The 26,327-nt window shown below is 61.8% G+C and carries 27 protein-coding genes and 1 pseudogene; 23 read left to right on the top strand and 5 right to left on the bottom strand.

The genetic code is table 11. The features are described from left to right. Nucleotides 1-311: 311 nt before the first annotated feature. A complete protein-coding gene (locus C6571_RS05120; protein ID WP_106445739.1) occupies nucleotides 312-1,064 on the bottom strand; it encodes an alanyl-tRNA editing protein in 753 nt (250 codons plus the stop codon). Nucleotides 1,065-1,101: 37 nt separating this feature from the next. Between C6571_RS05120 and C6571_RS19675 the strand changes: the two are divergent. Then, a pseudogene (locus C6571_RS19675) lies at nucleotides 1,102-1,947 on the top strand (creatininase family protein); the annotation flags it as partial. 3 nt (nucleotides 1,948-1,950) lie between these two features. Next, complete coding sequence (locus C6571_RS19670) at nucleotides 1,951-2,388, top strand: rhodanese-like domain-containing protein (RefSeq protein ID WP_170094810.1); 438 nt, start codon at nucleotides 1,951-1,953, stop codon at nucleotides 2,386-2,388. A gap of 17 nt (nucleotides 2,389-2,405) precedes the next feature. Here the strand turns inward: C6571_RS19670 and lysM are convergent, their stop codons facing one another. Beyond that, nucleotides 2,406-2,909 carry a peptidoglycan-binding protein LysM gene (gene lysM, locus C6571_RS05110; RefSeq protein WP_106448055.1) on the bottom strand — a complete coding sequence of 168 codons (504 nt, stop codon included), beginning with the start codon at nucleotides 2,907-2,909 and terminating at the stop codon, nucleotides 2,406-2,408. Between the two features lie 199 nt (nucleotides 2,910-3,108). Here lysM and C6571_RS05105 point away from each other — a divergent pair, with 199 nt between their 5' ends. Beyond that, on the top strand, nucleotides 3,109-3,873 hold the full coding sequence (locus tag C6571_RS05105) for a type III pantothenate kinase (protein ID WP_106445737.1): 765 nt from the start codon (nucleotides 3,109-3,111) through the stop codon (nucleotides 3,871-3,873). 65 nt (nucleotides 3,874-3,938) lie between these two features. Here C6571_RS05105 and C6571_RS05100 read toward each other — a convergent pair whose 3' ends face one another. From C6571_RS05100 to C6571_RS05090, 3 genes are all read right to left on the bottom strand, one after another. Then, nucleotides 3,939-4,712, bottom strand: a complete 774-nt coding sequence (locus C6571_RS05100; RefSeq protein ID WP_106445736.1) for a tetratricopeptide repeat protein — start codon at nucleotides 4,710-4,712, stop codon at nucleotides 3,939-3,941. 57 nt (nucleotides 4,713-4,769) lie between these two features. Continuing rightward, nucleotides 4,770-5,432 carry a TetR/AcrR family transcriptional regulator gene (locus C6571_RS05095; RefSeq protein WP_106445735.1) on the bottom strand — a complete coding sequence of 221 codons (663 nt, stop codon included), beginning with the start codon at nucleotides 5,430-5,432 and terminating at the stop codon, nucleotides 4,770-4,772. A 193-nt stretch (nucleotides 5,433-5,625) separates the two neighbouring features. Further along, nucleotides 5,626-6,255, bottom strand: a complete 630-nt coding sequence (locus C6571_RS05090; RefSeq protein ID WP_106445734.1) for a phasin family protein — start codon at nucleotides 6,253-6,255, stop codon at nucleotides 5,626-5,628. Between the two features lie 198 nt (nucleotides 6,256-6,453). On the opposite strand from C6571_RS05090, the gene C6571_RS05085 reads away from it, so the two are divergent. From C6571_RS05085 to C6571_RS04990, 20 genes are all read left to right on the top strand, one after another. Beyond that, a complete protein-coding gene (locus C6571_RS05085) occupies nucleotides 6,454-8,439 on the top strand; it encodes an SDR family oxidoreductase (protein ID WP_106445733.1) in 1,986 nt (661 codons plus the stop codon). A 66-nt stretch (nucleotides 8,440-8,505) separates the two neighbouring features. Beyond that, complete coding sequence (gene rfbB / locus C6571_RS05080) at nucleotides 8,506-9,585, top strand: dTDP-glucose 4,6-dehydratase (protein ID WP_106445732.1); 1,080 nt, start codon at nucleotides 8,506-8,508, stop codon at nucleotides 9,583-9,585. Further along, nucleotides 9,582-10,472, top strand: coding sequence for a dTDP-4-dehydrorhamnose reductase (gene rfbD, locus C6571_RS05075; protein ID WP_106445731.1), 891 nt, complete (start codon nucleotides 9,582-9,584; stop codon nucleotides 10,470-10,472). The genes rfbB and rfbD overlap by 4 nt, the downstream gene beginning before the upstream one ends. A 10-nt stretch (nucleotides 10,473-10,482) precedes the next feature. Next, on the top strand, nucleotides 10,483-11,373 hold the full coding sequence (gene rfbA / locus C6571_RS05070) for a glucose-1-phosphate thymidylyltransferase RfbA (RefSeq protein WP_106445730.1): 891 nt from the start codon (nucleotides 10,483-10,485) through the stop codon (nucleotides 11,371-11,373). A gap of 5 nt (nucleotides 11,374-11,378) precedes the next feature. After that, nucleotides 11,379-11,933: a dTDP-4-dehydrorhamnose 3,5-epimerase gene (rfbC, locus tag C6571_RS05065; protein ID WP_106445729.1), complete on the top strand. Its 555-nt coding sequence runs from the start codon at nucleotides 11,379-11,381 to the stop codon at nucleotides 11,931-11,933. Beyond that, the gene (locus C6571_RS05060; protein ID WP_106445728.1) at nucleotides 11,911-13,125 is read left to right on the top strand and encodes a DUF1972 domain-containing protein; all 1,215 of its coding nucleotides are present in this window, start codon (nucleotides 11,911-11,913) and stop codon (nucleotides 13,123-13,125) included. The genes rfbC and C6571_RS05060 overlap by 23 nt, the downstream gene beginning before the upstream one ends. Then, the gene (locus tag C6571_RS05055; protein WP_106445727.1) at nucleotides 13,122-14,087 is read left to right on the top strand and encodes a glycosyltransferase family 2 protein; all 966 of its coding nucleotides are present in this window, start codon (nucleotides 13,122-13,124) and stop codon (nucleotides 14,085-14,087) included. Before C6571_RS05060 ends, C6571_RS05055 begins: the two co-directional genes overlap by 4 nt. 191 nt (nucleotides 14,088-14,278) lie before the next feature. Next, on the top strand, nucleotides 14,279-15,994 hold the full coding sequence (locus C6571_RS05050) for a GspE/PulE family protein (protein ID WP_106445726.1): 1,716 nt from the start codon (nucleotides 14,279-14,281) through the stop codon (nucleotides 15,992-15,994). After that, complete coding sequence (locus tag C6571_RS05045) at nucleotides 15,987-17,195, top strand: type II secretion system F family protein (RefSeq protein WP_106445725.1); 1,209 nt, start codon at nucleotides 15,987-15,989, stop codon at nucleotides 17,193-17,195. The genes C6571_RS05050 and C6571_RS05045 overlap by 8 nt, the downstream gene beginning before the upstream one ends. Before the next feature lie 23 nt (nucleotides 17,196-17,218). Beyond that, nucleotides 17,219-17,662, top strand: a complete 444-nt coding sequence (gspG, locus tag C6571_RS05040) for a type II secretion system major pseudopilin GspG (RefSeq protein ID WP_106445724.1) — start codon at nucleotides 17,219-17,221, stop codon at nucleotides 17,660-17,662. Between the two features lie 41 nt (nucleotides 17,663-17,703). Then, on the top strand, nucleotides 17,704-18,174 hold the full coding sequence (locus tag C6571_RS05035; protein WP_106448054.1) for a prepilin-type N-terminal cleavage/methylation domain-containing protein: 471 nt from the start codon (nucleotides 17,704-17,706) through the stop codon (nucleotides 18,172-18,174). Next, on the top strand, nucleotides 18,171-18,626 hold the full coding sequence (locus tag C6571_RS05030) for a type IV pilus modification PilV family protein (RefSeq protein ID WP_106445723.1): 456 nt from the start codon (nucleotides 18,171-18,173) through the stop codon (nucleotides 18,624-18,626). Before C6571_RS05035 ends, C6571_RS05030 begins: the two co-directional genes overlap by 4 nt. Nucleotides 18,627-18,634: 8 nt before the next feature. Beyond that, a complete protein-coding gene (locus C6571_RS05025) occupies nucleotides 18,635-19,234 on the top strand; it encodes a prepilin-type N-terminal cleavage/methylation domain-containing protein (RefSeq protein WP_106445722.1) in 600 nt (199 codons plus the stop codon). Beyond that, nucleotides 19,231-20,142, top strand: coding sequence for a type II secretion system minor pseudopilin (locus C6571_RS05020; RefSeq protein ID WP_106445721.1), 912 nt, complete (start codon nucleotides 19,231-19,233; stop codon nucleotides 20,140-20,142). The genes C6571_RS05025 and C6571_RS05020 overlap by 4 nt, the downstream gene beginning before the upstream one ends. Next, nucleotides 20,076-21,140, top strand: a complete 1,065-nt coding sequence (locus C6571_RS05015) for a PilN domain-containing protein (protein ID WP_245901412.1) — start codon at nucleotides 20,076-20,078, stop codon at nucleotides 21,138-21,140. The genes C6571_RS05020 and C6571_RS05015 overlap by 67 nt, the downstream gene beginning before the upstream one ends. Then, nucleotides 21,137-21,700 carry a type II secretion system protein GspM gene (gene gspM, locus C6571_RS05010; RefSeq protein ID WP_106445719.1) on the top strand — a complete coding sequence of 188 codons (564 nt, stop codon included), beginning with the start codon at nucleotides 21,137-21,139 and terminating at the stop codon, nucleotides 21,698-21,700. Before C6571_RS05015 ends, gspM begins: the two co-directional genes overlap by 4 nt. Continuing rightward, entirely contained in the window at nucleotides 21,697-22,197 is a 501-nt protein-coding gene (locus tag C6571_RS19945; RefSeq protein ID WP_245901410.1) for a hypothetical protein, read from the top strand. Before gspM ends, C6571_RS19945 begins: the two co-directional genes overlap by 4 nt. 33 nt (nucleotides 22,198-22,230) lie before the next feature. Continuing rightward, nucleotides 22,231-24,660: a type II secretion system secretin GspD gene (gene gspD, locus C6571_RS05000; protein ID WP_106445718.1), complete on the top strand. Its 2,430-nt coding sequence runs from the start codon at nucleotides 22,231-22,233 to the stop codon at nucleotides 24,658-24,660. A gap of 58 nt (nucleotides 24,661-24,718) precedes the next feature. Beyond that, nucleotides 24,719-25,183 carry a hypothetical protein gene (locus tag C6571_RS04995; RefSeq protein ID WP_106445717.1) on the top strand — a complete coding sequence of 155 codons (465 nt, stop codon included), beginning with the start codon at nucleotides 24,719-24,721 and terminating at the stop codon, nucleotides 25,181-25,183. Between the two features lie 174 nt (nucleotides 25,184-25,357). Further along, nucleotides 25,358-26,305: a hypothetical protein gene (locus C6571_RS04990; RefSeq protein WP_106445716.1), complete on the top strand. Its 948-nt coding sequence runs from the start codon at nucleotides 25,358-25,360 to the stop codon at nucleotides 26,303-26,305. Nucleotides 26,306-26,327: the final 22 nt, after the last annotated feature.

The raw sequence follows: 26,327 nt of genomic DNA, 5'->3' as shown, positions 1-26,327 counted from the left end.
CCTGCAGGTGGTGGCGTCACATTTTGGTGCAGTCGTCACGTGCGCTGTGCGCACATGAGCCTGCCCCAGAAGAGCGCTCTTCGCTTCGCTCACTCGGCAAAGCCGAGCACACCTTTGCGGGTGGTGGCGCCATCTTGGTGCAGTCGTCACGTGCGCTGTGCGCACATGAGCCTGCCCCAGAAGAGCGCTCTTCGCTTCGCTCACTCGGCAAAGCCGAGCACACCTTTGCGGGTGGTGGCGCCATCTTGGTGCAGTCGTCACGTGCGCTGTGCGCACATGAGCCTGCCCCAGAAGAGCGCTCTTCGCTTCGCTCACTCGGCAAAGCCGAGCACCACCCTGCGGGTGGTGGCGCTCTTCTTCTCGATTTTTGTGACTGCGATGGCGCCGATCTCTGCGCTGTTGCCGACATGCGTGCCGCCGCAGGGCTGGAGGTCGATCAGGGCGGTGCCGCCCACACCGCCAATGCGGATGGTGCGGATGCGACCGGTGCCGCGCGGAGGCTGCACGCTCATGCTTTTCACGAGTTGTGGGTTGGCGTCCAGATCCTCGTCGCTGATCGACTCCACGGCAAAAGGATGGGCGGCGGCCACCAGGGCAGCCAGACCCTGCGTCAACACATCCTTGTCGAGCGGATCGGTCATGGCGAAGTCCATGCGCGCGTAGTCGGGCGTGATCGAGCAGCCGTTGACCAGTTGTGGCACCAGGTGGCACAGCAGGTGCGTGGCGCTGTGCAGCCGCATCATGCGGTGACGCCGCTCCCAGTCGATGCGCGCGGCCACGCCGTCGCCCGCCTGCAGCCGTGCCAGCAACGCCTCCTGCCCGGGCGCCGCCATGTGCACGATGCGGCCGGTGGGCGTGCCGGTGTCGTTCTTTTCCTTGCGGGTGTCGGAAATGGCGATTGCGCCGCCGTCTTCGAGCAGCAGCACGCCGGCATCGCCCGCCTGGCCACCGCCCAGCGGGTAGAACACGGTGCGGTCCAGCACAATGCCTTGTGGCGTGATGGCGAGCACCTGTGCGCTGCACATGGCCAGGCGGGCATCCGTACGAAAGAGTTCTTCGGTCATGTGGCGCATCGTATCGCGCGCCCGCTACCATGCGGTGATGCCGACCGAACCACTTTACCCACCTGCGCTGCCGTCCCGCTTCTGGGCCGATCTTGGTACGCGCGATTTCGCGCAGCTTGCTGCGTCTGCGGCTATAGAAAACACGGTAGCCGTCTTGCCGGTGGCCGCCACGGAGCAGCATGGCCCGCATCTGCCGGTATCGGTGGACGCCACGCTGCTCCAGGGCGTGATCGACGCGGCGCTGCCGCTGCTGTCGCCCGCACTGCCGGTGCTGTTTTTGCCGCCGCAGAACGTCGGCCTGAGCCCGGAGCACATCCGCTTCCCCGGCACGCTGACACTTGCTCCCGCCACGCTGATCGCCCTGTGGACCGAGCTCGGCGAGAGCGTGGCGCGTGCCGGCATCAAGAAGCTCCTGCTCTTGAACAGCCATGGGGGCCAGGTCAGCGTCATGGACATCGTCGCGCGGGAGCTGCGCACCCGCTGTGGCTTGCTGGTCTACAGCGCCAGTTGGTTCAGCTTGCCGCTGCCCAGCGAGGTGGGTGCACGCTTTAGCGCTGACGAGCACCGTTTTGGCATCCATGCCGGCGCCATGGAAACCTCCATGATGCTGCACCTCGCGCCGCAATGGGTGCGCATGGAGCAGGCACAGAATTTTCACTCCAGCTCGCAGGACCGCGCTGCACGCTACCCCTTGCTGGGCAATGGGCGAAGTGCAAAACTGGGCTGGCAAATGCAGGATTACCACCCTGCCGGTGCGGTGGGCAATGCCGCTGCGGCGACGGCAGAGAACGGCCTTGCCGTCGTGCAGGCGGCGGCCGCGCAGTTGGTGCAGTTGCTGAGCGAGATCTCGGATCTGCCTGCCAGCACGCTGTGTGATACCCCCGAGCTGCACCCCACGCCAACGCCCGCTCCCACGTTCTTTCCGCGTGAAGAGCAGGGCTACGCCGGCGATGTGACGCCCGAACAGGCCTGGCAATGGGTCAGTGCGGGCGATGCAGTGCTGATCGACGTGCGCAGCGATGCCGAGCGCGCCTGGGTGGGCGAAGTGCCTGGTGCGCTCGCCGTGGTGTGGAAACAGTGGCCCGGCATGCTGCTGAACCCGGACTTCGATGAGCAAATGCGTGCCGCCGCCGGTTCAGGCCAGCGCGTTGTGCTGTTGTGTCGCAGCGGCGTGCGCTCCATTGCCGCAGCCCAGCGGGCCACGCAGCTGGGCATCGAAGCCTGGAACGTGCTCGAAGGTTTCGAGGGCGATCCGGATGCAAAGGCGCAGCGCAACCACACCGGCGGGTGGCGCGCGCGCGGTCTGCCATGGCGGCAGACCTGAGCGCAGGTTACGGAGCTTTACAGTGCCGGAATGCGCAGCTTCTGACCCGGATAGATCTTGTCTGGGTGGCTCAGCATGGGCTTGTTGGCTTCAAAGATTTTCGGGTACTTGTTGGCGTCGCCGTAGTACTTCTTGGCAATCGCGGAGAGCGTGTCGCCGCGCACCACGTCGTGGTATTGCGCTTCGGGCTCAGGGCTGGAAACCGCCATCAGGTTGTTCACCTGCTTGACGCTGGCGACGTTGCCGCAACACAAGGTGACTTTTTCCAAAGCCTCCTGAGTCGGCGCCTGTCCGCTCACATTGACTGTGCCGGTGGCGCCGTCGTATTCCACGCGCACGCCTTCCACGCCGAGCTTTTGGGTGGCAATGTAGTTTTCAATGGCGCGGGCGGCCTTGTCGTTGAGCGCATCGAGAGAGGGTTTCGCTTTGGGATCGGCGGCTGCCTGCGTGGCAGCCGCTTCGACTTCCTTGCCGCCAAACAACTTTTCTCCGGCTTCCTTGATAAAACTGAAAAGACCCATGAAAAACTCCTCTGTGTCGTGGTTTGGCCAAATGATCGGTTGCACAGGTTTTGTGCCCCCATCTCACGATACATGAAGCTCCCTTTTGCGGGTGTCGGACAGCAGCGTGAACGGCCGGACAACGCGCTGTGAACCGATGGGTCCGCTTCTGTCGCCTGTGCGGTGCGCTGTTCGCGCGAAAGTCCGCATAATTCCTCGCATGACATTTCTCGCTATCGACGTGGGCAACACCCGGCTGAAGTGGGCGTTGCACGAAGCGCCTGGCCCGGGTGCTGCACTGCTGGCCCAGGGAGCGGAGTTTTTGGACCACATCGAGCGCTTGGCCGAAGGTGCCTGGGCCAGTTTGCCGACGCCCGAGCGCATGCTGGGTTGTGTGGTGGCAGGCGACGCGGTCAAACGCCGCGTTGAAGAACAAATGGAGTTGTGGGACGTTGCGCCTCAGTGGGTGGTGGCCAGTGCCCAGGAGGCAGGCCTCATCAACGGCTACGACCACCCCACCCGTCTCGGCTGTGACCGCTGGGTGGCCATGATTGGTGCGCGCCAGCGCATCTTGGCCCAAGGCCCTGCCCGGCCGCTGGTGGTGGTGATGGTGGGCACAGCCGTCACTGTGGAAGCCATCGACGCGCAAGGGCGCTTTCTTGGCGGCCTGATTCTTCCGGGGCACGGGATCATGCTGCGCGCGCTTGAATCGGGCACTGCCGGCCTGCACGTGCCGACGGGTGAAGTCTGCATGTTTCCGACCAATACCAGCGACGCACTGACCAGCGGCGGCACCTATGCCATTGCCGGTGCGGTAGAGCGCATGGTGCAGCACGTGATTGCATATTGCGGCAGCGAACCCGCTTGCATGATGACCGGTGGCGCCGGTTGGAAAATGGCGCCCAGTATGACGCGCCCCTTCGAGTTGGTGGACAACCTGATTTTTGACGGTCTGCTGGAAATCGCCGCCCGGCGTTTTGCTTGAGCGCCAGCAGCGCATGAAACCGGCGCGGCTTAGACCAGGCGCGAAGTGCCTCAGGGGGTTGTCACTTATTCCTCCAGCTCAGCCTGCGCCAGATCCACGTCGAGCTGCTCCATGGCATCCTGTGGTTTGCAGGCGGCGGCTTTTTCGTACAGTGCCGTCGCTTCGCCCATCTTGCGCTCGCCTTCGAGCATGACCAGTGCGTTGGCGTATTCGATCATGGCGATAGCCGAGTCGGGGTTGAGGCGCAGCGCCTCCTGGAACAGCTTGAGTCCCTTGTCCTTCTTGGCACCGTAAGTCATGCCGCCGATCAGCGCCCCCACTTTGTCGATCACTTCAGCATGGAAGGCGCCCAGTGCAATGTGGGCGTCGGCATGCGCCGGAGCCAGGGCAATGGCTTTCTCCAGCGATTCGCGAATTTTGCTGCCCAGCCCCTGGGCCAGCGCCTTGGCGACGCTGATGCCCTGGCTGTAGCGCCCCAGCGCGTAGGCATGCCAATACCAGGCGTTGGCGTTTTTGGGATCGGCCTGTGCTTGCTGCTGCGCCTGTTCTGCGACCTGCGTGAAAAGCTCCAGACGCGTCTTTTCCTTCTTCTCCAGATAGTTGGCGTAAATCGAAGTGGCCTTGTTGGCTGCGGTGATGCCCGCACCGCCAGCGGCCAAGCCGATTTGCGATGCTTCCTGGAACTCGCCGTTGTGGAAATGCACCCAGGCTTGCAGTACCTGCGGGTCTTTGGGAAGGGGCTCGACGTCGCCGGTATGCAGACGGGCCCATTGCTTCTTCAACTGGGCGGCATCCAGCCGAAATTGGCCTGCGTGAGGGAAAGGGGTCCATTTCGCCATGGGTATCTCCGGTGTTATGGTTGTTCGGCTTTGGGTGGGCTGGTAGTGGTAGGAGGTTCAATCGCCCGCACCCTGATACGCCTGTGCCAAGGCCAGCAAATGCTGGCGCTGCTCAGCTTGCAAATAGGGCATGAGCAAATTGAGCACATGGTGGGCGCCGCGCATCAATGCAGCTTGTGCGCTCTCGGGCTCTAGGGCACGGCGTGGATCGCGCACATACTCAAAGCTGAGCCAATAGGTCAGCACCACCACCATGCTTGTGGCCGTGGGGCCTACTTCGCGTGCGTCCATCTTTAGTGCTCTGCTGCGCTCCATGCTGGCGAGCAAACTGCGTACGGCGCGGGTCTTGTCGGTCAGAACAGTCTGGAAATGCGTCTCGAGCAATCGATTTTTTGACAGCAGATCGTTGAGGTCGCGGTACAGAAAGCGGTATTGCCAGATCAGTTCAAACAGCGAATGCATGAAAAACCATGCGTCTTCCACGTTGCGCACGCCAGGTGCTGCACCCAGCAACTGGCCCAAGGCACGTTCGTAGCGCTCGAACAGCGTATTGATCAGCTCGTCTTTGGCCGGGTAGTGGTAATAAAGATTGCCCGGGCTGATGCGCAGCTCGGCGGAGATCAGCGTGGTCGAGACGTTGGGTTCACCGAACCGGTTGAACAATTCAAGCGTGACTTCCAGAATGCGTTCTGCCGTGCGTCTCGGTGCTTTTTTCACCATGGTGTGCGGTCGGTTGCGTCGGGCGTTTGGGTCTTGTCTTGGGACGATTGCCAGCTACTCTAACCGACGCGCACCTCCAGAAAAATTGCTGCAGTGCGTCATGTTGATGCCCCGCAAACGCCGCGGCCGCCAGACCCTGGGCGGGTGTGGCGGCCGTGTACGTCGGAACCAGCCGGCGGGGCGTGGTTGCGGCTTAGGAAGCGCTTGCGGCGTCAGACGCTTCGGTGGCGCGCGGTGCGGCCTTGGGGAAAGGTGCGCGTGCGGTGCGGGGCTTGGCTGCGGCCTTGGCGGCCGGCTTGGCTGCGCTCTTTCGGGCGGTGGGCTTGGCCGCAGCCTTCTTTGCTGGTGCTTTGGAAGCTGCTTTGGCTGCAGGCTTTGCACTCGACTTGGCCGCTGGCTTGGCTGCAGCGGGGAGGGTCTTGCCCATGCTCTTGGCCAGGGCCTCGATGCGGGCATTGAGCACGTCCAGATCGCGCGAAGAAGGTACGCCCAACTTGGCAAGCGACTTGGCCACACGGTCTTCAAAGATGTTTTCCAGCTTGTCCCACTGACCGGCAGCGCGCGAGCTGATGTCGCTGGCCATGTTGGTCATGCGGCTGGTGGCTTCGGAGATTTTGTCTTCGGCCGCAGACTGCGTCTTGCGCTGCATGGAAAGGCCTTCCTTGACCAAAGATTCAAAAACCTTGGTGCCTTCTTCCTGGGCCTTGGAGAAGGCGCCGAGGCCGGCCAGCCAGATCTGTTGGGCCGAGTCTTTTACGGTGCTTGCAAGCTGGGCGCCGCTCTTCTTCTTGTCGTTGCTGATTTTTTGCAGTTTCTTGACCATGGGTCCTCCGATAGGGTGATTGGACGCCGCGGCAGACTGCTTCGGCGCATGCAGACAATGTATGCGCGCTGGCCGCTCAGGTGTAGGTGCGCGCTCCTAAAAAGCTAGAGTGAACAGTCCAGTCGCTGCGCGGGTTTTCGCTGAACCGGTACGACCTGCGCTGGGCAAGAATGGTGATCTTCGCAAAGGGAGTGATTTATGCAGTATTTCGTTACGGGCGCAACGGGGTTTATTGGACGGCGCTTGGTCAAAAAGCTTCTGGCACGCAAAGGCGCGGTGGTGCATTTCCTGTTGCGTCGGGAGAGCGAGGACAAGGTGGCCGAGTTGCGCCGTTACTGGGGCGTGGGGCCTGCCCGGGCGCTGCCTGTATTCGGAGACCTGAAGTCCCGGCGCCTGGGTGTCGCTGCGGAAGACGTCAAGCGCCTCAAGGGGCAGATCGATCATTTCCACCATCTGGCGGCCGTGTACGACCTGTCGGCCGACGAGGAGAGCCAGGTAGCGGTAAACATTGACGGCACGCGCAATACCGTGGAGTTCGCCAAGGCCATCGACGCCGGCCATTTCCACCTTGTCTCGTCCATAGCTGCTGCCGGCCTGTACGAAGGGGTGTTTCGCGAAGACATGTTCGAAGAAGCCGAAGGCCTGGACCACCCGTATTTCCGCACCAAGCACGAGAGCGAAAAAATCGTCCGCGAAGAATGCAAGCTGCCTTGGACGGTTTTCCGGCCTGCCATGGTGGTGGGCGACAGTCGCACGGGCGAGATGGACAAGATCGACGGGCCGTACTACTTCTTCAAGCTGATCCAGCGCATGCGCCAGATCCTGCCGCCGTGGATGCCCTCGGTCGGCCTGGAGGGCGGACGCGTGAATATCGTGCCGGTCGACTACGTCGTGGATGCTCTGGATGCCATCAGCCACCAAGAGGGCATTGCCAAGCGGTGTTTCCACCTGGTCGACCCGGTCGGCTACCGCGTGGGCGACGTGCTCGACATCTTCAGCCGTGCTGCGCATGCGCCGCGCATGAATTTGTTCATCAATGCGGCGTTGCTCGGTTTCCTGCCGCGTGGGATCAAGAAGAGCCTGATGGCGCTGGCCCCCGTGCGCCGCGTGCGCGACGCCGTGCTCAAGGATTTGGGCTTGCCGGAGGACATGCTCACCTTCGTCAACTACCCGACGCGTTTTGACAGCCGCGAGGCGCTGGCAGCGCTCAAGGGTACGGGCGTCTCTTGCCCCAATTTGCACGACTACGCCTGGCGGTTGTGGGATTACTGGGAGCGCCACCTCGATCCTGAGCTTTTCATCGACCGCAGCCTCAAGGGCACGGTAGCGGGCAAGGTGGTCCTGGTCACTGGGGGCAGCTCAGGCATTGGACTGGCCGCCGCGCACAAGTTTGCCGAGGCCGGCGCCACCACGCTGATCTGTGGACGCGATCAGGCCAAGCTCGATGAAGCTTGCGCCGAGGCCGAGGCGCGCGGCAACCGCTTTCTTGCCTACGCGGTGGACATTGCCGACATGCAGGACTGCGACCGTTTTATCCAGGAGGTGCTAGCGGACCACGGCGGCGTGGACTTTCTGATCAACAACGCCGGCCGCTCCATCCGCCGCGCAATTGAGTCCAGTTATGACCGCTTCCATGACTACGAGCGGACCATGCAGCTGAACTACTTCGGGTGTCTGCGCGTCACCATGGGGCTGCTGCCGGGCATGGCGGCCAAGCGCAAGGGCCATGTGGTGAACATCAGCTCGATTGGCGTGCTGACCAACGCGCCGCGCTTTTCGGCCTACGTCGCCAGCAAGGCCGCGCTGGACGCCTGGACGCGCTGCGCATCCAGCGAGTTTGCCGATCAAGGCATCACTTTCACCACCATCAACATGCCGCTGGTGCGCACCCCCATGATTGCGCCCACGCAGATCTACAACAACGTGCCCACCCTGGCGCCTGAAGAGGCGGCCGACATGATTGCCCAAGCCTGCATCTTCAAGCCGGTGCGCATTGCGACCCGCCTGGGCATCGTCGGCGAAGTGCTGCATGCCTTTTTGCCGCGCGTGGCCCAGATCAGCATGAACACCAGCTTTCGCATGTTCCCGGACTCGACTGCGGCCAAGGGAGAGAAGGGCGCCAAGCCACAACTCTCGGCCGAAGCTGTGGCGCTGCAGCAGATGATGCGCGGCATCCATTTCTGACGCGCGCTGGCGCTTGCGAGGCTCAGGGATAATTGGCGCCATCTTCCCTGCCCCCTCGCAACCCCCATGATCCTCGTTACTGGCGGAGCCGGCTTCATCGGCGCCAACTTTGTGCTCGACTGGCTGGCAAACAGCGACGAGCCTGTTCTCAACCTCGACAAGCTCACCTACGCCGGCAACCGCAACAACCTGGCCAGTGTGGATGGCGATGCGCGCCACGTGTTCGTGCAGGGCGATATTGGCGACACCGCCTTGGTCGAGCGCCTGCTCGCAGAGCACAAGCCGCGCGCCGTGGTGAACTTCGCCGCCGAGTCGCATGTCGACCGCTCCATTCACGGGCCGGAAGACTTCATTCAGACCAACGTCGTGGGAACTTTCAGGCTTTTGCAGGCCGTACGGCAATACTGGCAAGCGCTTTGTGCTATAGAAAAAGAAGCATTCCGGTTCCTGCACGTCAGCACCGACGAGGTCTACGGCACCCTCGCGCCGGACGCCCCGGCGTTTACCGAGACGCACACCACCGAGCCCAACAGCCCCTATTCGGCCAGCAAGGCCGCCAGCGACCACCTGGTGCGCGCCTGGCACCACACCTTCGGCCTGCCGGTGCTCACGACCAACTGCAGCAACAACTACGGCCCCTACCATTTCCCGGAAAAACTCATTCCGCTGATGATCGTCAACGCGCTCGCGGGCAAGAGCCTGCCGGTGTACGGTGACGGCATGCAGGTGCGCGACTGGCTCTACGTCGCCGACCACTGCAGCGCCATCCGCCGCGTGCTGGAAGCCGGGAAACCCGGTGAGACCTACAACGTCGGTGGCTGGAACGAGATGCCCAATATCGACATCGTCCACACCGTCTGTCGCCTGCTCGACGAATTGCGCCCGCGCGCCGATGGCAAGCCGTACGCTGAGCAGATCAGCTACGTGCAAGACCGTCCCGGCCACGACCGCCGCTACGCCATTGACGCGCGCAAGATCGAACGCGAACTGGGCTGGAAGCCTGCCGAGACATTTGAGTCCGGCATTCGCAAGACGGTGCAGTGGTACCTGGAGCATGCCGGCTGGGTGGCCGACGTCCAGACTGGCGCCTACCGTGACTGGGTGCAGACGCAGTACGCAGCAGACGCCGTGGCCGCCAGCGCATGAACATCCTGCTCTTTGGCAAAAGCGGCCAGGTTGGCTGGGAACTGCAACGCAGCCTCGCAGTGCTGGGGCAGGTGATTGCCCTGGACTTTGACAGCCAGGACCATTGCGGCGACTTCGCCAACCCCGACGGCGTCGCGCAGACGGTGCGCGCTCTTAAGCCAGACGTCATCGTCAACGCTGCCGCCCACACCGCCGTCGACAAAGCCGAGAGCGAGCCGGATCTGGCCCAGTTGCTCAACGCGACCACTCCCGGCGTGCTGGCCGAAGAGGCCGCGCGCCTGGGCGCCTGGCTGGTGCACTACAGCACCGACTACGTGTTTGACGGCAGCGGCACCCGCCCCTGGGTGGAGACCGACGCGCCCGGACCGCTGTCGGTCTATGGCCGCACCAAGTGGGAGGGCGAGCAGCGCATCCAGCAGTCGGGCTGCCAGCACCTGATCCTGCGCACCAGTTGGGTCTATGCGGCACGCGGCGGCAACTTTGCCAAGACCATGCTGCGGCTGGCGCAGGAGCGTGAGCGTCTCACCGTCATCGACGACCAATGGGGCGCGCCCACCGGCGCCGACCTGCTCGCCGACGTCACGGCCCACGCCATCCGCCATCTGCAGGCGCGAGTGCAGGACGGCGGCCTGTACCACTGCGTGGCAGCTGGCGAAACCAACTGGAATTTGTATGCAAAAGAGGTGTTAGCGCAGGCTGCTATTGCGCAACCTGCTATCAATTTCAAAGCGACCGAAGTGGCGCCCGTGCCCACCAGCGCATTCCCCACGCCCGCCGCCCGGCCGCACAACTCGCGCCTGGACACCAGCCGTCTGCAGAACACCTTCGGCCTCCAGCTCCCGCCGTGGCAGCAGGGCGTGGCCCGCATGCTGCGCGAAATCCTTTGAAAGCTTTGACATGACGACACCCACCCGCAAAGGCATCGTGCTCGCCGGCGGCTCCGGCACCCGCTTGCACCCGGCGACTCTGGCGCTCAGCAAACAGTTGTTGCCGGTGTACGACAAGCCGATGGTGTACTACCCCTTGGCAACCCTGATGCTCGCCGGCATCCGCGAGATCCTCATCATCAGTACGCCGCAGGACACGCCGCGCTTCGAGCAATTGCTGGGCGACGGCAGCCAATGGGGCATCCAGCTCCAGTACGCGGTGCAGCCCAGCCCCGATGGCCTGGCGCAGGCGTTTCTGATCGGCGAGGAATTTCTGGATGGCCACCCCAGTGCCCTGGTGCTGGGCGACAACATCTTCTACGGCCACGACATCCACGAACTGCTCGCCAGCGCCGACCAGCGCACGGGTGGAGCGACGGTGTTCGCCTACCACGTGCACGACCCCGAGCGCTATGGCGTGGCCGAGTTTGATGGCGCTGGCAAGGTGCTCTCCATCGAAGAAAAGCCCCAGGCCCCCAAGTCGAACTATGCCGTCACCGGCCTGTATTTCTACGACGAGCGCGTGGTGGATCTGGCGCGCCATCTGGCGCCTTCGCCCCGTGGCGAGCTGGAGATTACCGATCTCAACCGCCTTTATCTGGAGCAGGGCGCCCTGCATGTCGAAATCATGGGCCGCGGCTACGCCTGGCTCGACACCGGCACGCACGACAGCCTGCTTGACGCCGGACAGTTCATCGCCACGCTGGAGCGCCGGCAGGGCCTGAAAATTGCCTGCCCTGAAGAAATCGCCTGGCGCAGCGGCTGGATCGATGACGCCCAGCTCGAACGCCTGGCCCAGCCACTGGCCAAGAACGGCTATGGCCAGTACCTGGCGCGGCTGCTCAAAGAGAAGGTTTACTGAACGCCATGCAAGCCACTCCTCTTGCCATTCCCGATGTCCTGTTGATCGAACCCAAGGTGTTTGGTGATGCGCGTGGGTTCTTTTATGAGAGCTTCAACCAGCGCGCCTTCAATGAGGCGACGGGCACCGAATGGCAGTTCGTGCAGGACAACCACAGCCGCTCTGCGCGCGGCGTGCTGCGCGGCCTGCATTACCAGGTGCCGCCCAGAGCGCAGGGCAAGCTGGTGCGCGTGGTGCGTGGTGCGGTGTTCGATGTGGCTGTGGACATCCGCCAGGGTTCGCCCACCTTTGGCCGGTGGGCAGGCATCGAGCTGACGGAGGACAACCACCGCCAGCTTTGGGTGCCGCCGGGTTTGGCCCATGGTTTTCTGGTGTTGTCCGAATCCGCTGATTTTCTCTACAAGACCACCGACTACTACAGCCCCGAACACGAGCGTTGTATCGCCTGGGACGATTCGCAGTTGGCGATTGACTGGCCCGACTTGGGCAAGGCGCCGCTGCTGTCGGCCAAGGACCTCGCGGGCCAGAGCCTCGCCCATGTGCAAGCCGCTGCCGAATGACGTGAGTGCCTTCACGCCGAACGGAGCCGACCGGGATGCATTCGATGACCGCAGTGGCTCCAGGCCCATGGCGGACGGAGCCGTGCAACTGCCTCTCCTGCGAATCGCCCTGATTGGCACGGACGGCCTGCCGGTACGTTATGGAGGGTTTGAAACCTGTGTCGCGCAGCTTGCTCCGCGTCTGGCAGCGCTCGGGCACCAGGTCGAGGTGTTTGGGTCCTCCCACGGGCGCAGCGCACGGTCGGCCGATGGTCCTGGGTTGCGTCACCGCTATCTGCCCATGCGCGCCAATGGGGCAGCGTCCATACCCTACGACCTGCTCAGTTTTCTGCTGAGCTACCGCCACTCTGATGCCATCGTGGTCATGGGGGTTTCGGCGGGCGTGTTCATGCCGCTTATGCGTTGGCTCGCTTGCCAGCGGCGCATCGTGGTGAACGTCGATGGCCTGGAAGCCAGGCGCAGCAAGTGGAAGGGACTGCCGCGTGCCTTCCTGCGCCTGAGCGAACGTCTCGCCATTCGCCATGCCCATCAGGTGGTCAGCGACAACCAGGGCATTGCCGACATCGTCTCCAGCACCTATGGCCGCAGCAGTACGGTCATTCCCTATGGAAACGACCATGTGCTGCAACTCGAACCAGCGCAGGTGCAGAGCCTTCTGCAGCATCGCTTTGACCTGGAGCCTGGCAGTTACCTGCTGACGGTTGCCCGCATCGAGCCCGAAAACCAGATTGCCGAAATGATGGAGGCGGCGCTGGCTGCCGGGTCCGAGCGCTACGTCGTGGTCGGCAACTTCAGCACCACGGCCCTTGGTCAGCACCTGCTGCAGCGCTACCACAACGAGCCGCGCATTCAGTGCATCGATTCCTTGTTCGAACCGCAGGCGCTTGCGGCTCTGCGCGCCGGCTGCCGCTTGTATCTGCATGGCCACAGCGTGGGCGGAACCAACCCCTCGCTGATCGAGATGCTGCCCTACGGTCGTCCCATCCTGGCGTTTGACTGCGTCTTCAATCGCCACACGCTGGGAGGGCGCGGCGGGTATTTTGCAAGTGGGTCAGAGCTTGTGGAGCGCTTGCGCAAGCCGGACGCGCTCGCCTGGACGCCAGAGACACAGGAGAACTGGTCGGCTCACTATCAGTGGGCGTGCATTGCAAAGGCCTACGCCAGGCTGTGTCAGCGAGAGCGTTCGACATGACCGAGCGCGCGCCGGCGCGGGCAACCTCAGCCGACAACCAGCCGGACATCTCTCTGCAAAAAGCCGAGTCCCTCTGCTCGGCGTCCTCCGTTGTAGCGGTGGTGGTGACCTTTCAGCCCGAGCTTGTGGCGCTGCAGGCGCAGATCAAGGCTTTGCGGCCGCAGGTGGCGCGCCTGGTCATTGTGGACAACGCCTCGACTGCCGACCTGGCCGCGTGGTGCCAGACTTCGGCTCCACAGGTCGATGCCGTGCTGCGCATGGAGCAGAACCTGGGAATAGGGGGTGCCCAAAACCATGGCATCGCCTGGGCCCGAGTCCATGGTGCCAGTCATGTGCTGTTGATGGACCAGGACAGCGTGCCCGAGCCCGGCATGGTTGGGCAACTTCTGGGCGCGCTGCAGGCGCGTCCCAAGGCTGGCGCTGCCGGTCCACTGCATACCGACCCGCGTCAGCCGATCGCGCATTCGCCGTTCGTGTGGCTGGAAGGCCTGCGTTTTCGCCGGCTTCCCTGCGCACCCGAGGTGGTGCATGTGGTGGATCACCTGATCGCTTCCGGCTGCCTCATTCCGCTCACCGTGCTCGATCAGGTGGGCACCATGCGCGCAGACTGGTTCATCGACTTCGTCGACGTAGAGTGGAGCCTGCGTGCCCGTGCAGCAGGCTGGGATTTGCTGGGTGTCTGTTCTGCGCGAATGGCCCATGGCCTGGGCGGACCGCCAATTGTTTTCATGGGGCGTCGGTTCCTGGCGTATCCGCCATGGCGGCACTACTTTCAGGTGCGCAATGCGGTACTGCTGTACCGGCAACCCTTCGTGCCGCTGCGCTGGGCGCTGGCATCTGCCTGGCGTCTGCTGATGAAGATCGGCTTCAACTGCGTCGCCGGGCGCAGCCGGTGGCTGCATTTCAAAGCGACGGTGCGCGGTCTGTGGCATGGTGCGTGCGGCAGAGCGGGCCCTTTGTGACCCGATCATCCAGTAGTGGGCTGGGGAATGTGTTTTGCGGGCCACCACTTCGTGGTAAATTGCACGGTTTTTCGATGCGGCCGTTCCCCGTGAAAATAGAAACAATCATGTGGAAAATGTGATTTATTGTTTATTTCTAGAAAATATTTGCCATATACGGTGTTGCACCAAATCTGAAGCAGGCGCGGACAATGAACTCTATGACTGAGACGGACGCTATAGAAAGCCTGGATTCCAAGCTATTGAAACTCGGAGAAATACTTCTCGCAGCGCAGAAAATATCGCGCAACGATCTCGATCGCGCACTGGAAGTGCAACGTTCGATGGGAGGACGTCTGGGTCGATTGATTATCAATCTAGGCATTGTTTCGGAAGCCGATGTATTTGCCGCGTTGGCCCACCAGTTCGATTTGCCTCTGATACGGTCAGAAAACTTCCCGAAATCGAAGCCGGAAACTTCCAGTCTTAACACGAGCTTCCTGCTGATCAATCACCTTTTGCCGCTGGGAAATATCGATCAAACCCAGGAACTTCCTGCATTTGCAAGCCCCGATCCGGCAAGTAGCTCACTACGGAACGCTCTGGCGCTGGTTTTTGACCGTATACCGCATATTTATTTTGGCCTGGAAACCGAAATATCTGCACAACTTAACGCCTGGTACGTTGAGGAGACAGGCGATGAGGGCATGGACGGAGACGGACAACCCGAGGCGGCAGAATTCATCGAGCACCTGCGCGATATGGCGTCGGAGGCGCCCATCATTCAACGGGTGAACCAGATCATCTCGAACGCAGTGGCGTCGCAGGCATCTGATATTCACATCGAAACCTATGAAGAAAAATCGGTAGTCCGTATCCGGGTGGATGGCGAATTGTTTCAGGTCGATGAACTCGACAACAAGGACGCTCCTGCCGTAGTATCTCGCATCAAGATTCTTTCCCAGCTCGATATTGCCGAGCGCCGCATGCCGCAGGACGGTCGTACCAAATTGCGTGTGCACGGCAAGGAAATGGACGCGCGGGTATCCACCATTCCAACCATGTTTGGCGAGTCGGTTGTGATGCGCTTGCTGGAGAAGAATTTTGATCTGCTTTCGCTCGAGAGCCTGCAGTTCACGGCGCCTACGCTGAAAGCCTTGCGGCAAGTGCTCACGGTGCCGCACGGTATTTTTCTCGTTACCGGCCCGACTGGCTCCGGCAAATCCACCACGCTGTACGCATCGCTCCAGGAGCTTGAAGGCGCCAACCTCAAGATCCTGACCGTTGAGGACCCGGTCGAATACCGACTGCAATGGCTCAACCAGGTGCAAGTTCAGCCCCAGATCGGACTGAGTTTTGCCAAAGTGCTGCGCTCCTTTCTGCGCCAGGACCCGGACGTCATCATGATCGGGGAAATGCGCGACGGAGAAACGGCAGAAATCGCTGTTCAAGCCGCGCTGACCGGGCATCTGGTGCTTTCCACTTTGCACACGAACAGCGCACTGGGGGCGGTGGTGCGCCTCATCAATATGGGGGTCGAGCCGTATCTGATCACCGCCTCGGTCATTGGCGTGCTGGCCCAGCGCCTGGTGCGCCGGCTCTGCGGCGACTGCCGGCAAGCGCTTGCGCCAGAGCAGGCGCAAGCGGCGGCAGCGTCGCTCGGCACGGAGCTCGGTAGCCAGACGCTCTATCGCGCCGTGGGATGCCCGGCCTGCCGGGGCACCGGCTACCGCGGACGCCTCGCCCTGCACGAATTGCTGCTCATGTCGGAGGACATCAAGAAGAAGGTACTGACCAAAGGCGCCTCCCTGGCGCAGGACGATGGCGTGTATGCCGCAGGGAACTTGTTGCAGGACGGGACCACCAAGGTGCTTCAAGGCATGACGACGGCAGAGGAAGTGCTGCGCGTCGCTCGTCAGAATGATTGATTTCCACTACACGGGGCTGGCGAGCGACGGCAAGTCTTGCCAGGGAACGGTGCGCGCGCCGACGCCCGAAACTGCCCGCTTGCGACTCATCGGGCAAGGCGTCACGCCCATTCGCATCGAGACCACAAGCGATGCGCCTGCAGGCGAGGTGTCACGCAGCGGCGGTGCCAAACTCAAACGCAGCGAAGTGCTTTTGTTCACCCGCGAAATGGCGCACCTGAAACAGGCGAACATGCCATTGGACAGGGCGCTGGCGCTGCTCAAGGAAACGGCTGCGACCGAGCGCCTCAAGCATTTTATTTCGGCGCTGGAAGAAGGTATTCGTGGCGGCAAATCCCTCTACGTATCCATGCTGCCATTTGAGCGAGATTTCGGAAAGCAATACTTGGTTCTGATTCGTGCCGGCGAAAGCTCGGGATCGCTGAATGTCGTACTGAAAGAACTTGCCCTGCAGTTGGAAACGGACGACAAGCTGCGCAACTATGTCATCTCTTCAATGACCTACCCGATTATTCTGTTGGTGGTGTCGGTGCTCTCCGTGACGCTGTTGCTGGCATTCGTTGTCCCTCAGTTTCGAGAGATTTTTGATTCCATGGGCGATGCATTGCCCTATTCAACCAAACTGGTCATTGGTTTGAGCGACTTCGTGCGATTTCACTGGATGGCGATTCTGGCTGCAGTCGGCGCAGCCCTGTTTTTATTGTCGCGCTGGAGTGCAACTGAGAGTGGACGCATTCGTTTGGACAGCATGCTGATGGAAATTCCTTTGATGGGCAAGGTGATCAAAAATCTGCAATTTGCGGTTTACTTCAGAACTTTCGGTAATTTGTTGCAACGCGGCGTACCTATGGTGGATGCCTTGCGCATTTCTCTTGATACTCTGACCAATACCGCTTTGCGCAAGGATTTCGAGCCACTGGTCGGCATCGTGAAGACTGGGAAACGCCTGTCGGTAGGCTTTGATTCAAGGCATTTTGATAAAACCGGTACGCCGCAACTGATTCGCGTGGCCGAGGAAACGGGGCAAATGGATACTACGCTTTTGAGTTTGGCCGATCGCTATGAAGATCAAGGGCGGCGGACCATGGACCGTGTACTGGCCACCATGGAGCCCATCATCATCATTTTATTGGGTGCTCTAGTCGCCTTCATCATCGTGGCAATTTTAGGTGGCGTTCTGTCCATCAATGACACTATTTGAGAATCTAAATATAAGGAATATTTATGAATACCCGCTTCTCTGTGCATCCAGCGGCTGTCCGCGCACGCCGTTCTTCCGGTTTCACGCTGATTGAACTGCTCGTGGTGCTGGTGATCCTCACGCTGCTCGCCGGCCTCGTTGGTCCGCGCGTGCTGGACCAACTGGGCGGCGCAAAGGCCAAGACGGCGCGCATCCAGATTGCTGAAATCGAGCAAAGCATCGATTTGTTCAAGCTCGACGTCGGCCGCTACCCCACCGATGCCGAAGGCCTGCGCGCGCTGGTGGAGCGCCCCAGCACTGCCCCGGGCTGGACTGGCCCCTATTTGAAGAAGGGCCTGCCGGTCGATCCCTGGGGCGCTGCGTACTTGTACAAGAACCCAGGGCGCAACAGCGGACCCGACGTGTATTCCCTGGGAGCCGACGGCAAGCCCGGCGGAGAGAGCGACAACGCGGATATCTTCAATTGAACCTGTGCGTGAGTGTGGCACGCCGTCGCGAAGCTCATGCGATGCGCCGCCATTCCCGGTTGGCGGGCTTTACCTTGCTCGAACTGCTGGTGGTGCTGGTGCTGGCCGCTATTTCGGCGGCTGTGGTGGGCGGTGGCGCTCAGTCCTTCATGGATCGGGCGCGCTACCACCAGACCGTCCGAGATGTGGCCAGTCGGCTGAGTCAGGCGCGTTCTCTGTGTGTTCAGGATGGCAAGCACATCACGGTGACCTATGAACCACAAGCCCGTCAACTGCTGTTACAAGGCCAGCCGCCTCTAGAGATTCCCCAGTCGTTGGAGGTGATATGGCAGCCGCTGCTCCGCGACCCCCAAACACACACGGGTCCCGGTGAGCCGCTGTTTGTGTTCAATGCCGATGGGGGCGCCCGAGGTGGCGAATTCACTGTGCTGCGAAGCGGTCGGGGCGTGATGTTTCGTGTCAGCTGGCTGCTGGGTACGGTGGAGCAAATCGGAGTGATGGGCAGTTCATGAACAGGCTGCATACAGCTGTACACCGTGCCCAGGCAAGCAAAGGCAGGGCGGGTTCACGGCGCAAGGGCCGCCTGGGATTTGCCCTGCTCGAAGCGCTGGTGGCCATGGCCATTGCGTCGATCGCCTTGGCCACCCTATACCGAAGTGTCGGCCAGGGATCCAAGAATGTCGGGGATGTCGAGGCGCGCGTTGAGGCCACCTTGCTCGCCAGGTCGGTTCTTGCCGGAGCCACCTATGCCGAAGATCTGGCCCAAACGGCATCCGGCCAGTCGGGCGCCTGGCACTGGGTGGTGCACACGGCACCGGAGCAGGTCCAGATCGCCGAAGAGGGCGGTCGCCCGGTCACGTCGCCGATATCGGCGGCCCGTGTAACGATCGATATCTCACGCGCGAAAGGTGGCGCGCCGGTGGTGAGCTGGACCACCTGGAAGCCTTGGCGGACGGCTCCATGAGGTGTTCCATGCGCCGGCAGCAGTCTGGTTTTACCCTGCTGGAACTGCTCATAGCTCTCGCCGTGACGGCTGCCGTGGTGATGCTGATGTTTGCCGGCTTTGCGCTGATCGGCAAATCGGAGGACCGCAACCAGCGCCTGATGGATCGCTCCGAGCACATGCTGGTCGTCAGCCAATGGTTGGGGCGCAAATTCGATGGCTTGCGGCTTCTCGGGCGCAGCGACGCTGCCCAGTCGGTCATTTTTTTCAGTGGCAATGCTGCTGGGGCGCTGTGGGTCGCGCCCTTGCCCGAGCGCGGCGATGGCGGCGGCCTCTACGTCTTTCGCGCCAGTCCCTTGCGCCACGAGGGTGGCAGCACCGATCTGATGGTGGAGGCTCTGCCGTACGATGGCGGCTCCATGGCCCTCGACTGGGGCGTGGCCCTGCGCGAAACCCTGCTTAGCGATGTGCAGACTTTGCAGTGGTACTACCAGGACGGTCGCACAGCCGAGTGGACGCGCAACTGGGATTCGGCGCGCAAGGAGTTTCCTGCACGCATCAAACTTGAAATCGGCGATGTGCGTGGCGACTGGCCACCTCTCGTGTTTGCCCTGGCGAGGGCGCGATGACGAGCAAGCGTGTCAACTCTGGCGCCGCGCTGGTGCTGGTGCTTTGGCTGGTGGCTGCGCTCTCTCTGGTGGTGCTGGCCAGTGCCCACGGAATTCGGCAGCAGACGCAGAATATCGGATTCAGTCTTGCACGCATGCGCGCCGAATCGGTGCTCGACGCAGCAATTCAACTTGCGGCCCAGCGCATGATTGCAGAGAAGGGCCTTGGTGCGCAGTACCGCATTGAGCAGATGACGCTGGGGACCAACCAGGTGCGTCTGGAAATCACGCCGTCAAGCGGGCTCGTGGATGTGAACGTTGCCAGCGACGCTTTGCTGCAAGCCCTGTTGCAGAAAGTGGCAGGCCTGGCGCAGGGAGAGGCGGCCATACTCGTTTCCCGCATCCACGATTTCATTGATCCGGACGACATTCCGGGCGGCATCGGCGGCGCCGAAGCCGCTCAGTACCGCGCCGCAGGCTGGCCTTCCTTGCCTCGAAATTCGGCGCTGGAAGACCTCTCAGAACTCAAGTCGGTGATGGGAATGACGGCTGCGCTGTATGAGACAATCGCGCCCTATTTGGGCACCAACGGGCAGCAGGGCATAGAGATCGGTTCTGCGCCTCCGGCGCTCATCGACGCACTCACCGGCCAGCAGGGTCTTGGCGCGCGTGTTCACTCTTCTCCCCTGGAAATGCGGGCTGGCGAGTTGCTTTCGGGAGCAGCAGCCCCGTTTTTCACCGCAGCATCGTCTGCGGTGGGGCAGACCGTGAGAGTGCAAGCCACCCTGCAAGCGGAGGATGGACGTTGGTGGCAGAGGCAAGCCTGGCTGGATCTGAGCGCCCGGCCAGATACCCTGACGCCATGGACGACGCTATCGCTGGAGCCGACGCACCGGGTAGATGGGCCAGAACAGGAATTCAAGCGATGACAGGTTGGAGACAATTCGTTCTGCGCGTGCAAATGGCGTTGGACCGGCTCGCATGGGGTCTGGGCCAGATTCGGCGCGCGCTGGTCGAGCGTGGTTTCTGGCCTGCCTATGAAGCAGCCGTTGTCACTGCTGCAGGCAAACCCGCATCCATTCGCGAAACCCGCTTGCTGCCCCGCAGCGGCAAAGGCAAAGCCGCAGGACTGGTGGTACCCGAGACCAATTGCCTCAGCGGCGAGATGCGCTTGCCCACCATGCGCCGGTCCGATTTGGAGGCTGCCGTGCAAGAGGCGCTGTGGCGTCTTTCGCCCATACCGCCGGATCAAATCGCCTTTGCTTGGGACGCCGCCCCGGACATGCAGGCGGGCTGGCAGGTGCAATGGCTCATCTGCCGACGCAGTCTGCAGCAGGACATGCTGGCGCAGCAGGGTCTTGCCGCCGACGTGCCGGTGTATTTGAGCCATGCAGGGCAGGTCTGTGCTGTCCGTGGCGTGGCTTGGGAAGCGCAAAAGAAGCGCCAGCGGCGCATGGATGGTCTGACAGGCGCAGCCCTGCTCCTCGTGATCGCCATGCTGCTGGCCCCGGCGCTCATGCCCTTGGTGCTCAAACGCCAGGCGGTAACCCTGGCCTTGCAGCATGTCCAGGGGCTGGAGGCGCAAGCCGCACCGCTGCGCCAGAAGCTTGACGAGCTGCGCAGCCAGGCCCGGGTAGGCGACGAGGTTTTGAAAAGCATCAACGCCGAGCTGCCATTGGCGAGCTTTATCGACCGTTTATCGGCCGCACTGCCAGACGAGGCCTGGCTTGACCGCATTGAAGTCAATGGGCGCGAGATCCGGGTCATGGGCTTGACGGGCAACGCCAACGAATTGTTGGCGCAACTTGGCCGTCAGCCAGGTCTGGCCGACGCACGTGCCACTGGCGCCAGCGTGCGCGACAACACATTGAACAAAGAACGCTTCACCTTTGAAATGCGCTGGCGCGCCGATGGGGCACAACCATGAGGTCCAATGTCTGGGTGCGCTATACGTGGATTGCGCTGGCGCTGCTCGCCCTGTGCCTGCTGGTCGCCGGGGGGCTGCTCTACCGCTCACTGTGGGCACGCTATGACAGCGCCCTTGGGCAGCTCGAGGCGCGCAGCGAACGTCTTGAAGGGATTGTTAAGTCCGGACCGCAAATTGAAGCCCTGCTGACCAAGGCACAGTCCAATGTGTCCCCTTGGGTGCATCCGGGCGGTGAAAACGCCCCCAACGATGTGCAGCAAAAGCTGCGTGAACTCATTGTCAATTCGGGAAGCACGCTGGTGTCCTCACAAGTGGCTCTCGAGCCCGCAACCGATGGCCAGATGGCGCATATTCGCCTGACAGCGACCGTTTCGGGGGACTGGTCGAAGCTCGTTCGGTTCATGGAGGCGCTGCAGGCGCGTCTGCCGCCTTTCTGGGTGCAGTCCGTAATCGTATCGCGCGACGGTGCCAGCAACGGCCCCGGCCCGCAAGGTGCCCGCCTTGCCTTGCAACTTGAAGCGCCTCTTGCCCCAATTGCACTGCAGAAGGGGCAGCCATGACCAAACAATGGCAATTGGCACCCTGGTTTGCGGTGGCGGCGCTCGCCGGAAGCGCTTGGTGGTGGCAGAGTGGCAAAGATGCCTGGCGCGCGCCGCCAGCTCGTATGCCAGAGCTGCCGGCAGTGGTTGAACTTCCGGCGCCACCGGTATTTCAGGCCCGACAGGCACTGGAGCGTCCGCCCCTTTGGGCCTCACGGCGGCCCACCGACGCGGGTGATCCCAAAGGCGGATTGGCCCAGGAATTGACAGAATCCCGCCTGACTGCAGTGTTCACGTCGGGCAAAGACCAGCTTGCCATCCTGCAGCGCAAGGATGGCAGCACCCTGAAGTTAGGCGCAGATTCCAAGCCTTGGCGAATCGAATCCTTTGATGGACGCAAGGCTGTCTTTGTGTCTGCCGATCAACAACGCGTGGAACGGCTCCTTGAGCACGCACCAGGCCCTGAGCCCAAGTCTGCCCAGCCCCTAGGCCGGCCCAGGCTGCCAGCAGGTCAGTAAACCACGCACACCGCATATTCGGAGTTCCTGTCCATGACATTTCGGTTTTCCATCCTTTTCCTGGCTTTGCTTGCCGCAGGCTGCGCCAGCACACAGCAGCCGCCGCCGGACTCGCTCTCGGCCCAGTTTGCAAGCGCCAAGGCCGCAGTGACGATCTCCAATATCGTGACCGAGCCAGTGTCTGTCGAGGCGCCCCTGCCTGCCCACGACGCAGAGCCAGTCGAGGTGAACCCCAAGGAGCAGGAAAAATCCGAGACGAAAGCCGAGACCAAAACGCGCATCTTTCCGGGGAACGACCAGCTCTTTAAGCGCGACATTGGCCCCAAACCCGACCCGGTGCTGGCCAAAGGCGAAAAGGTTTCCCTCAATTTCGAAAATGCCACCGTCGGCAATCTGGCCACGGCCTTGCTTGGCGATCTGCTCAAGCTCAACTACACCGTGGACGCGGGTGGCGACACCGTGGTCAGCCTGCGCACCAGCCAGCCTTTGCCGCGCAGCCAGGTGCTTGACGTGCTTGACGCTGTCTTGCTGCCGCACGACCTTGCCATCGTGCGCGACAACGCAGGCGTCTACCACGTCACCAAGCGCACGGTGACCATCGGCGCTCGCCCTGTTGTCGGGGCGGCACGCTTCAAAGACTTGACCGGTGCGGGCACCGTCATCGTGCCGCTCAATTTCATCGCCGCCGGCGAAATGGCCAAGATCCTGGCGCCCATTGCGCCGCGCGAAGCCATCGTCTATGTGGATACCTTGCGCAATCTTCTTGTCTTGCAGGGTAGCAAGGCCCAATTGGGCGGTTGGCTCGAAATGGTGGACGCGTTTGACGTGGACTTCCTCTCTGGCATGTCGCTGGGCGTATTCGTGCTGGAAAATGCCAACGTCAATGTGGTGCGCGATGCGCTGCAGGCCATGTTGGGGCCAGACAAATCGGCAGACCCCTATGGCGGATCCGGCGCTGGAGGCGCCTCGCCCTTTGGCGCCGCCCTGACTTCCGGAGCGGCTGCTGGCGCACCGACTTCCGGTGCAGCCAATGCAGGCACCACAGCGAGCGCGGCCACAGTTGCAGCCACCAATCCGCTGTTTGGCCTCATTCGGGTATTCCCGGTAGAGCGCCTGAACGCGCTGGTCGTAGTCACGCCGCGCAGCCAGTTGCTTAGCCAGGTGGAAACCTGGATTCGCCGTCTCGATCAGCCCACCGATGCACTGGAAGCCAACCTGTTCGTCTATCCGGTGCAGAACGGCTCGGCCGCGCACATGGCGGAAATGCTCAATGGCCTGTTTGGCAAAGAGGGCGCGAGCGCAAAAAGCGGTGTCGCTACAGGCTCAGCACCCACGCAGTTTGGCGGCGCGACGGGCGCCAGTACACAGGGAAGTGTGTCCGGCCTTTCGAGTTTGGGGTCAGGCACTGCAAGCGCAGGCTTGGGTGTTGGCTCCAGTACCGGGTCTGGTTCGACGAGTGCCACCGGCATGACACCGCTGCGCGCCATGAACAACAACAGCAACGCGTCGCTCACAAGCACCAGCCAGCTGGAAGGCAATGTGCGCGTGGTGGCCGACGACAAACGCAACGCCTTGCTGATTCGTGCTCCCCGCGCCGAGTACCGCCGCATTGAAAAAGCCCTGCGGGAGCTAGACAAGGCCCCCGTCCAGGTGCTCATCGAAGCCAGCATCGTCGAGGTCAGCCTGACCGGCAACCTGGCCTACGGCGTTGAATGGTTCGTGGAAAATAGTCTGAGCAACGGCCGTGACGGGCAAGCGTTGCTGAACTTCAACAAGAGCGGCGGCATTGGACCCAAGCAGCCCGGCTTCTCCTACACCATCCTCAACAAGGCGGGGCTCGTCAAAGCCACGCTCAATGCGCTGGCCGAGAAATCTCAGCTTCGCGTGCTGTCCAACCCTTCGGTGCTGGTGCTTGACAACCACAATGCCACCATTCAGATAGGCAACCAGCAGCCGGTCAAGAGCTCCACCACGGTGACCACCGGCAACCTGATCACCGAGGCCATCACATACAAGGACACCGGCGTCATGCTCTCGGTGACGCCTTCGGTCAATGCGGGGGGGTTGATTACGATGGACATCGCCCAGCAAGTCACCGATGTCGGCGACATCGATCAAGCGACCGGCCAGCGCAACTTCCTTACGCGGCAGATTCAAAGCCGTGTGGCGGTACGTTCGGGCGAGCCGATTGTGATGGGCGGCATGATTCGCGACAACGAAGCGCGGGGCAACAGCGGCATACCGGGGTTGGCTGATATTCCGGTGCTGGGAGCGTTGTTTTCCACGAACACCAACAAACGTGAGCGCACCGAGCTCCTGGTACTTTTGACGCCACGCATGCTGGAGAACGACGACGACTTGCGCGCCGCCAGCGCCGAGCTGCGCCAGCGCATGCGCTCCATGTCGCTGGACACACTCTCGTTCCCGGCTCGCAGCGCACTCCCGTTGCCTGCTGCCAAGTAGTGAACTTGCGGGCAACGGCTTAGTCAACACCTCTTCATTTCTTCAGGAGCTCCCGTTCATGGACATGTTTTTCTCTCGCCGCCGCTTGATGCATTTGCTGAGCGCGTCCGTCTTGGTTGCCTTGGCAGCGGGTTGTGCCACAGGCGTTACTGGACTTTCCGATGCCTCGAACTCGCAAAAAGATAGCGAGAAAGTCGCACTGCTAAAGCGCGCACAAGAGTATTGGGCCGCCAATCAGAAAAACGACAGCGTCGAAGCCTGGAAGTACGAAGAACTCTCCAAAGACCCGGCATGGACGCTGGAGGCCTACCTCAAGCGAGGCGGTATTGTGTACGATGCGGTGGAGGTGCGCGAAGTCAAAGAGATCGAGGGGGACCGCGCGAAGGTGACGGTGGCTATGCGTTACTCGGTTCCCATGCTTCGCTTGAAGGGGCAGGAAGCAGTGGCCCAAGATGAATGGCGCCTTATTGACGGAATTTGGTTTCATGCGCGCAAGGCGATCCCTGCTAGCCCTGCATCTTGACGAAATTTTGTTGTTGAGTGACAACAAAATCACGAAGCGCCAAATTCTCCCTAGTTTCGATTGAAAACAGAAAAGTCTCGGGATAAGATGGCGCCAACCCAAACGGAGTGACGGATGGGTTGCAGATCCCGCAACGCTGGGAAAGCTTCGTTCAATTATTTAAGGACTGAGAAGATGAAAAAATTTGCACTGGCAGCCGTCGCGGCCGCCGCCGCACTGGGCGCTGGCGTCGCGCAGGCATACACCGTTGGCACGTTCCAAAATGGTGTTGTGGTTCCCAACGTTATTCACAATGGCGCTGCTGACACCACGGCAGTTGGCCTGATCAACCAAGCAGCTACTGTTGTTCCAGTGTTCTGGACGTTCTTTAACCAGAACTCTGGCCACGTGACCGACGGTTGCTTCCCCATGACCCCCAAGGACTACCAGCCCTTCGTTTGGTCCAGCATGTCTGGCCTCGGTCTTGAAGGTGTGCGTGGTTACCTCGTGTTCGCTGTTGGTCTGACGCCTGCTGGCATTACCACGGCAAACGCTTGCGCAGCTGCCAACTCCGCTGGTATCAATGCGGCTTCCAACCAGATTTCTGCAAACGCATTCCAAGTTGACACGGTCAACAAGGATCTGGCTTTCGTTCCTGTCATCGACGGTCCTCTGGCCATCGCTGGTGACCTCAGCACCATGGGCCCAGCTAGCCTGACGGCTGTGGGCGGCGCGCGTGCAGTTCCAGCTGGTCCTAGCGTTGTGCCGATGTTCAGCATGCGTTACTACATCGACGGTGCTGCTGGCGGCAACGACACCCGCATTGTGGTGTGGTCTACCGGCAGCCACGCTGGTACGCATACCGTCAACATGTACGACGATGCACAAAACCGCAAGTCGGTCAACTTCAAGCTGAACTTTGCCGAGCTGGACTGGTTCGATCCTGAAACCATCGCCGGCCGCCCAGCTTCGTTTGTGGACGGTTTCATCGAGTGGATGCCTGTTGCAGCCCTGCCTGCTGACTACGTGCCTGCAGGCGGCGCCGGCAGCTTGTTTGCCCTCGGCGGTTCCGCATTCACCTACAGCTTGATCAGCGCGCCTGCTTTCGGTGCTGTTCAGACTGTTCTGGGTGCACACAACTAATATTTTCCAAGCGTTGGAATGG

The sequence above is a fragment of the Simplicispira suum genome (assembly GCF_003008595.1).
GTDB classification, from domain to species: domain Bacteria; phylum Pseudomonadota; class Gammaproteobacteria; order Burkholderiales; family Burkholderiaceae_C; genus Simplicispira; species Simplicispira suum.
The sequence above is the reverse complement of the archived record's forward strand: the minus strand, read 5'-3'. Positions and strand labels throughout refer to the sequence as shown.

Excerpts from the sequence above, each read along its gene's own strand:
- C6571_RS05120 (WP_106445739.1), bottom strand. The coding sequence starts at position 1,064 with ATGACCGAAGAACTCTTTCGTACGGATGCCCGCCTGGCCATGTGCAGC.
- lysM (WP_106448055.1), bottom strand. The coding sequence starts at position 2,909 with ATGGGTCTTTTCAGTTTTATCAAGGAAGCCGGAGAAAAGTTGTTTGGC.
- C6571_RS05105 (WP_106445737.1), top strand. The coding sequence starts at position 3,109 with ATGACATTTCTCGCTATCGACGTGGGCAACACCCGGCTGAAGTGGGCG.
- C6571_RS05100 (WP_106445736.1), bottom strand. The coding sequence starts at position 4,712 with ATGGCGAAATGGACCCCTTTCCCTCACGCAGGCCAATTTCGGCTGGAT.
- C6571_RS05095 (WP_106445735.1), bottom strand. The coding sequence starts at position 5,432 with ATGGTGAAAAAAGCACCGAGACGCACGGCAGAACGCATTCTGGAAGTC.
- C6571_RS05090 (WP_106445734.1), bottom strand. The coding sequence starts at position 6,255 with ATGGTCAAGAAACTGCAAAAAATCAGCAACGACAAGAAGAAGAGCGGC.
- C6571_RS05085 (WP_106445733.1), top strand. The coding sequence starts at position 6,454 with ATGCAGTATTTCGTTACGGGCGCAACGGGGTTTATTGGACGGCGCTTG.
- rfbB (WP_106445732.1), top strand. The coding sequence starts at position 8,506 with ATGATCCTCGTTACTGGCGGAGCCGGCTTCATCGGCGCCAACTTTGTG.
- rfbD (WP_106445731.1), top strand. The coding sequence starts at position 9,582 with ATGAACATCCTGCTCTTTGGCAAAAGCGGCCAGGTTGGCTGGGAACTG.
- rfbA (WP_106445730.1), top strand. The coding sequence starts at position 10,483 with ATGACGACACCCACCCGCAAAGGCATCGTGCTCGCCGGCGGCTCCGGC.
- rfbC (WP_106445729.1), top strand. The coding sequence starts at position 11,379 with ATGCAAGCCACTCCTCTTGCCATTCCCGATGTCCTGTTGATCGAACCC.
- C6571_RS05060 (WP_106445728.1), top strand. The coding sequence starts at position 11,911 with ATGTGCAAGCCGCTGCCGAATGACGTGAGTGCCTTCACGCCGAACGGA.
- C6571_RS05055 (WP_106445727.1), top strand. The coding sequence starts at position 13,122 with ATGACCGAGCGCGCGCCGGCGCGGGCAACCTCAGCCGACAACCAGCCG.
- C6571_RS05050 (WP_106445726.1), top strand. The coding sequence starts at position 14,279 with ATGAACTCTATGACTGAGACGGACGCTATAGAAAGCCTGGATTCCAAG.
- C6571_RS05045 (WP_106445725.1), top strand. The coding sequence starts at position 15,987 with ATGATTGATTTCCACTACACGGGGCTGGCGAGCGACGGCAAGTCTTGC.
- gspG (WP_106445724.1), top strand. The coding sequence starts at position 17,219 with ATGAATACCCGCTTCTCTGTGCATCCAGCGGCTGTCCGCGCACGCCGT.
- C6571_RS05035 (WP_106448054.1), top strand. The coding sequence starts at position 17,704 with ATGCGCCGCCATTCCCGGTTGGCGGGCTTTACCTTGCTCGAACTGCTG.
- C6571_RS05030 (WP_106445723.1), top strand. The coding sequence starts at position 18,171 with ATGAACAGGCTGCATACAGCTGTACACCGTGCCCAGGCAAGCAAAGGC.
- C6571_RS05025 (WP_106445722.1), top strand. The coding sequence starts at position 18,635 with ATGCGCCGGCAGCAGTCTGGTTTTACCCTGCTGGAACTGCTCATAGCT.
- C6571_RS05020 (WP_106445721.1), top strand. The coding sequence starts at position 19,231 with ATGACGAGCAAGCGTGTCAACTCTGGCGCCGCGCTGGTGCTGGTGCTT.
- C6571_RS05015 (WP_245901412.1), top strand. The coding sequence starts at position 20,076 with ATGGACGACGCTATCGCTGGAGCCGACGCACCGGGTAGATGGGCCAGA.
- gspM (WP_106445719.1), top strand. The coding sequence starts at position 21,137 with ATGAGGTCCAATGTCTGGGTGCGCTATACGTGGATTGCGCTGGCGCTG.
- C6571_RS19945 (WP_245901410.1), top strand. The coding sequence starts at position 21,697 with ATGACCAAACAATGGCAATTGGCACCCTGGTTTGCGGTGGCGGCGCTC.
- gspD (WP_106445718.1), top strand. The coding sequence starts at position 22,231 with ATGACATTTCGGTTTTCCATCCTTTTCCTGGCTTTGCTTGCCGCAGGC.
- C6571_RS04995 (WP_106445717.1), top strand. The coding sequence starts at position 24,719 with ATGGACATGTTTTTCTCTCGCCGCCGCTTGATGCATTTGCTGAGCGCG.
- C6571_RS04990 (WP_106445716.1), top strand. The coding sequence starts at position 25,358 with ATGAAAAAATTTGCACTGGCAGCCGTCGCGGCCGCCGCCGCACTGGGC.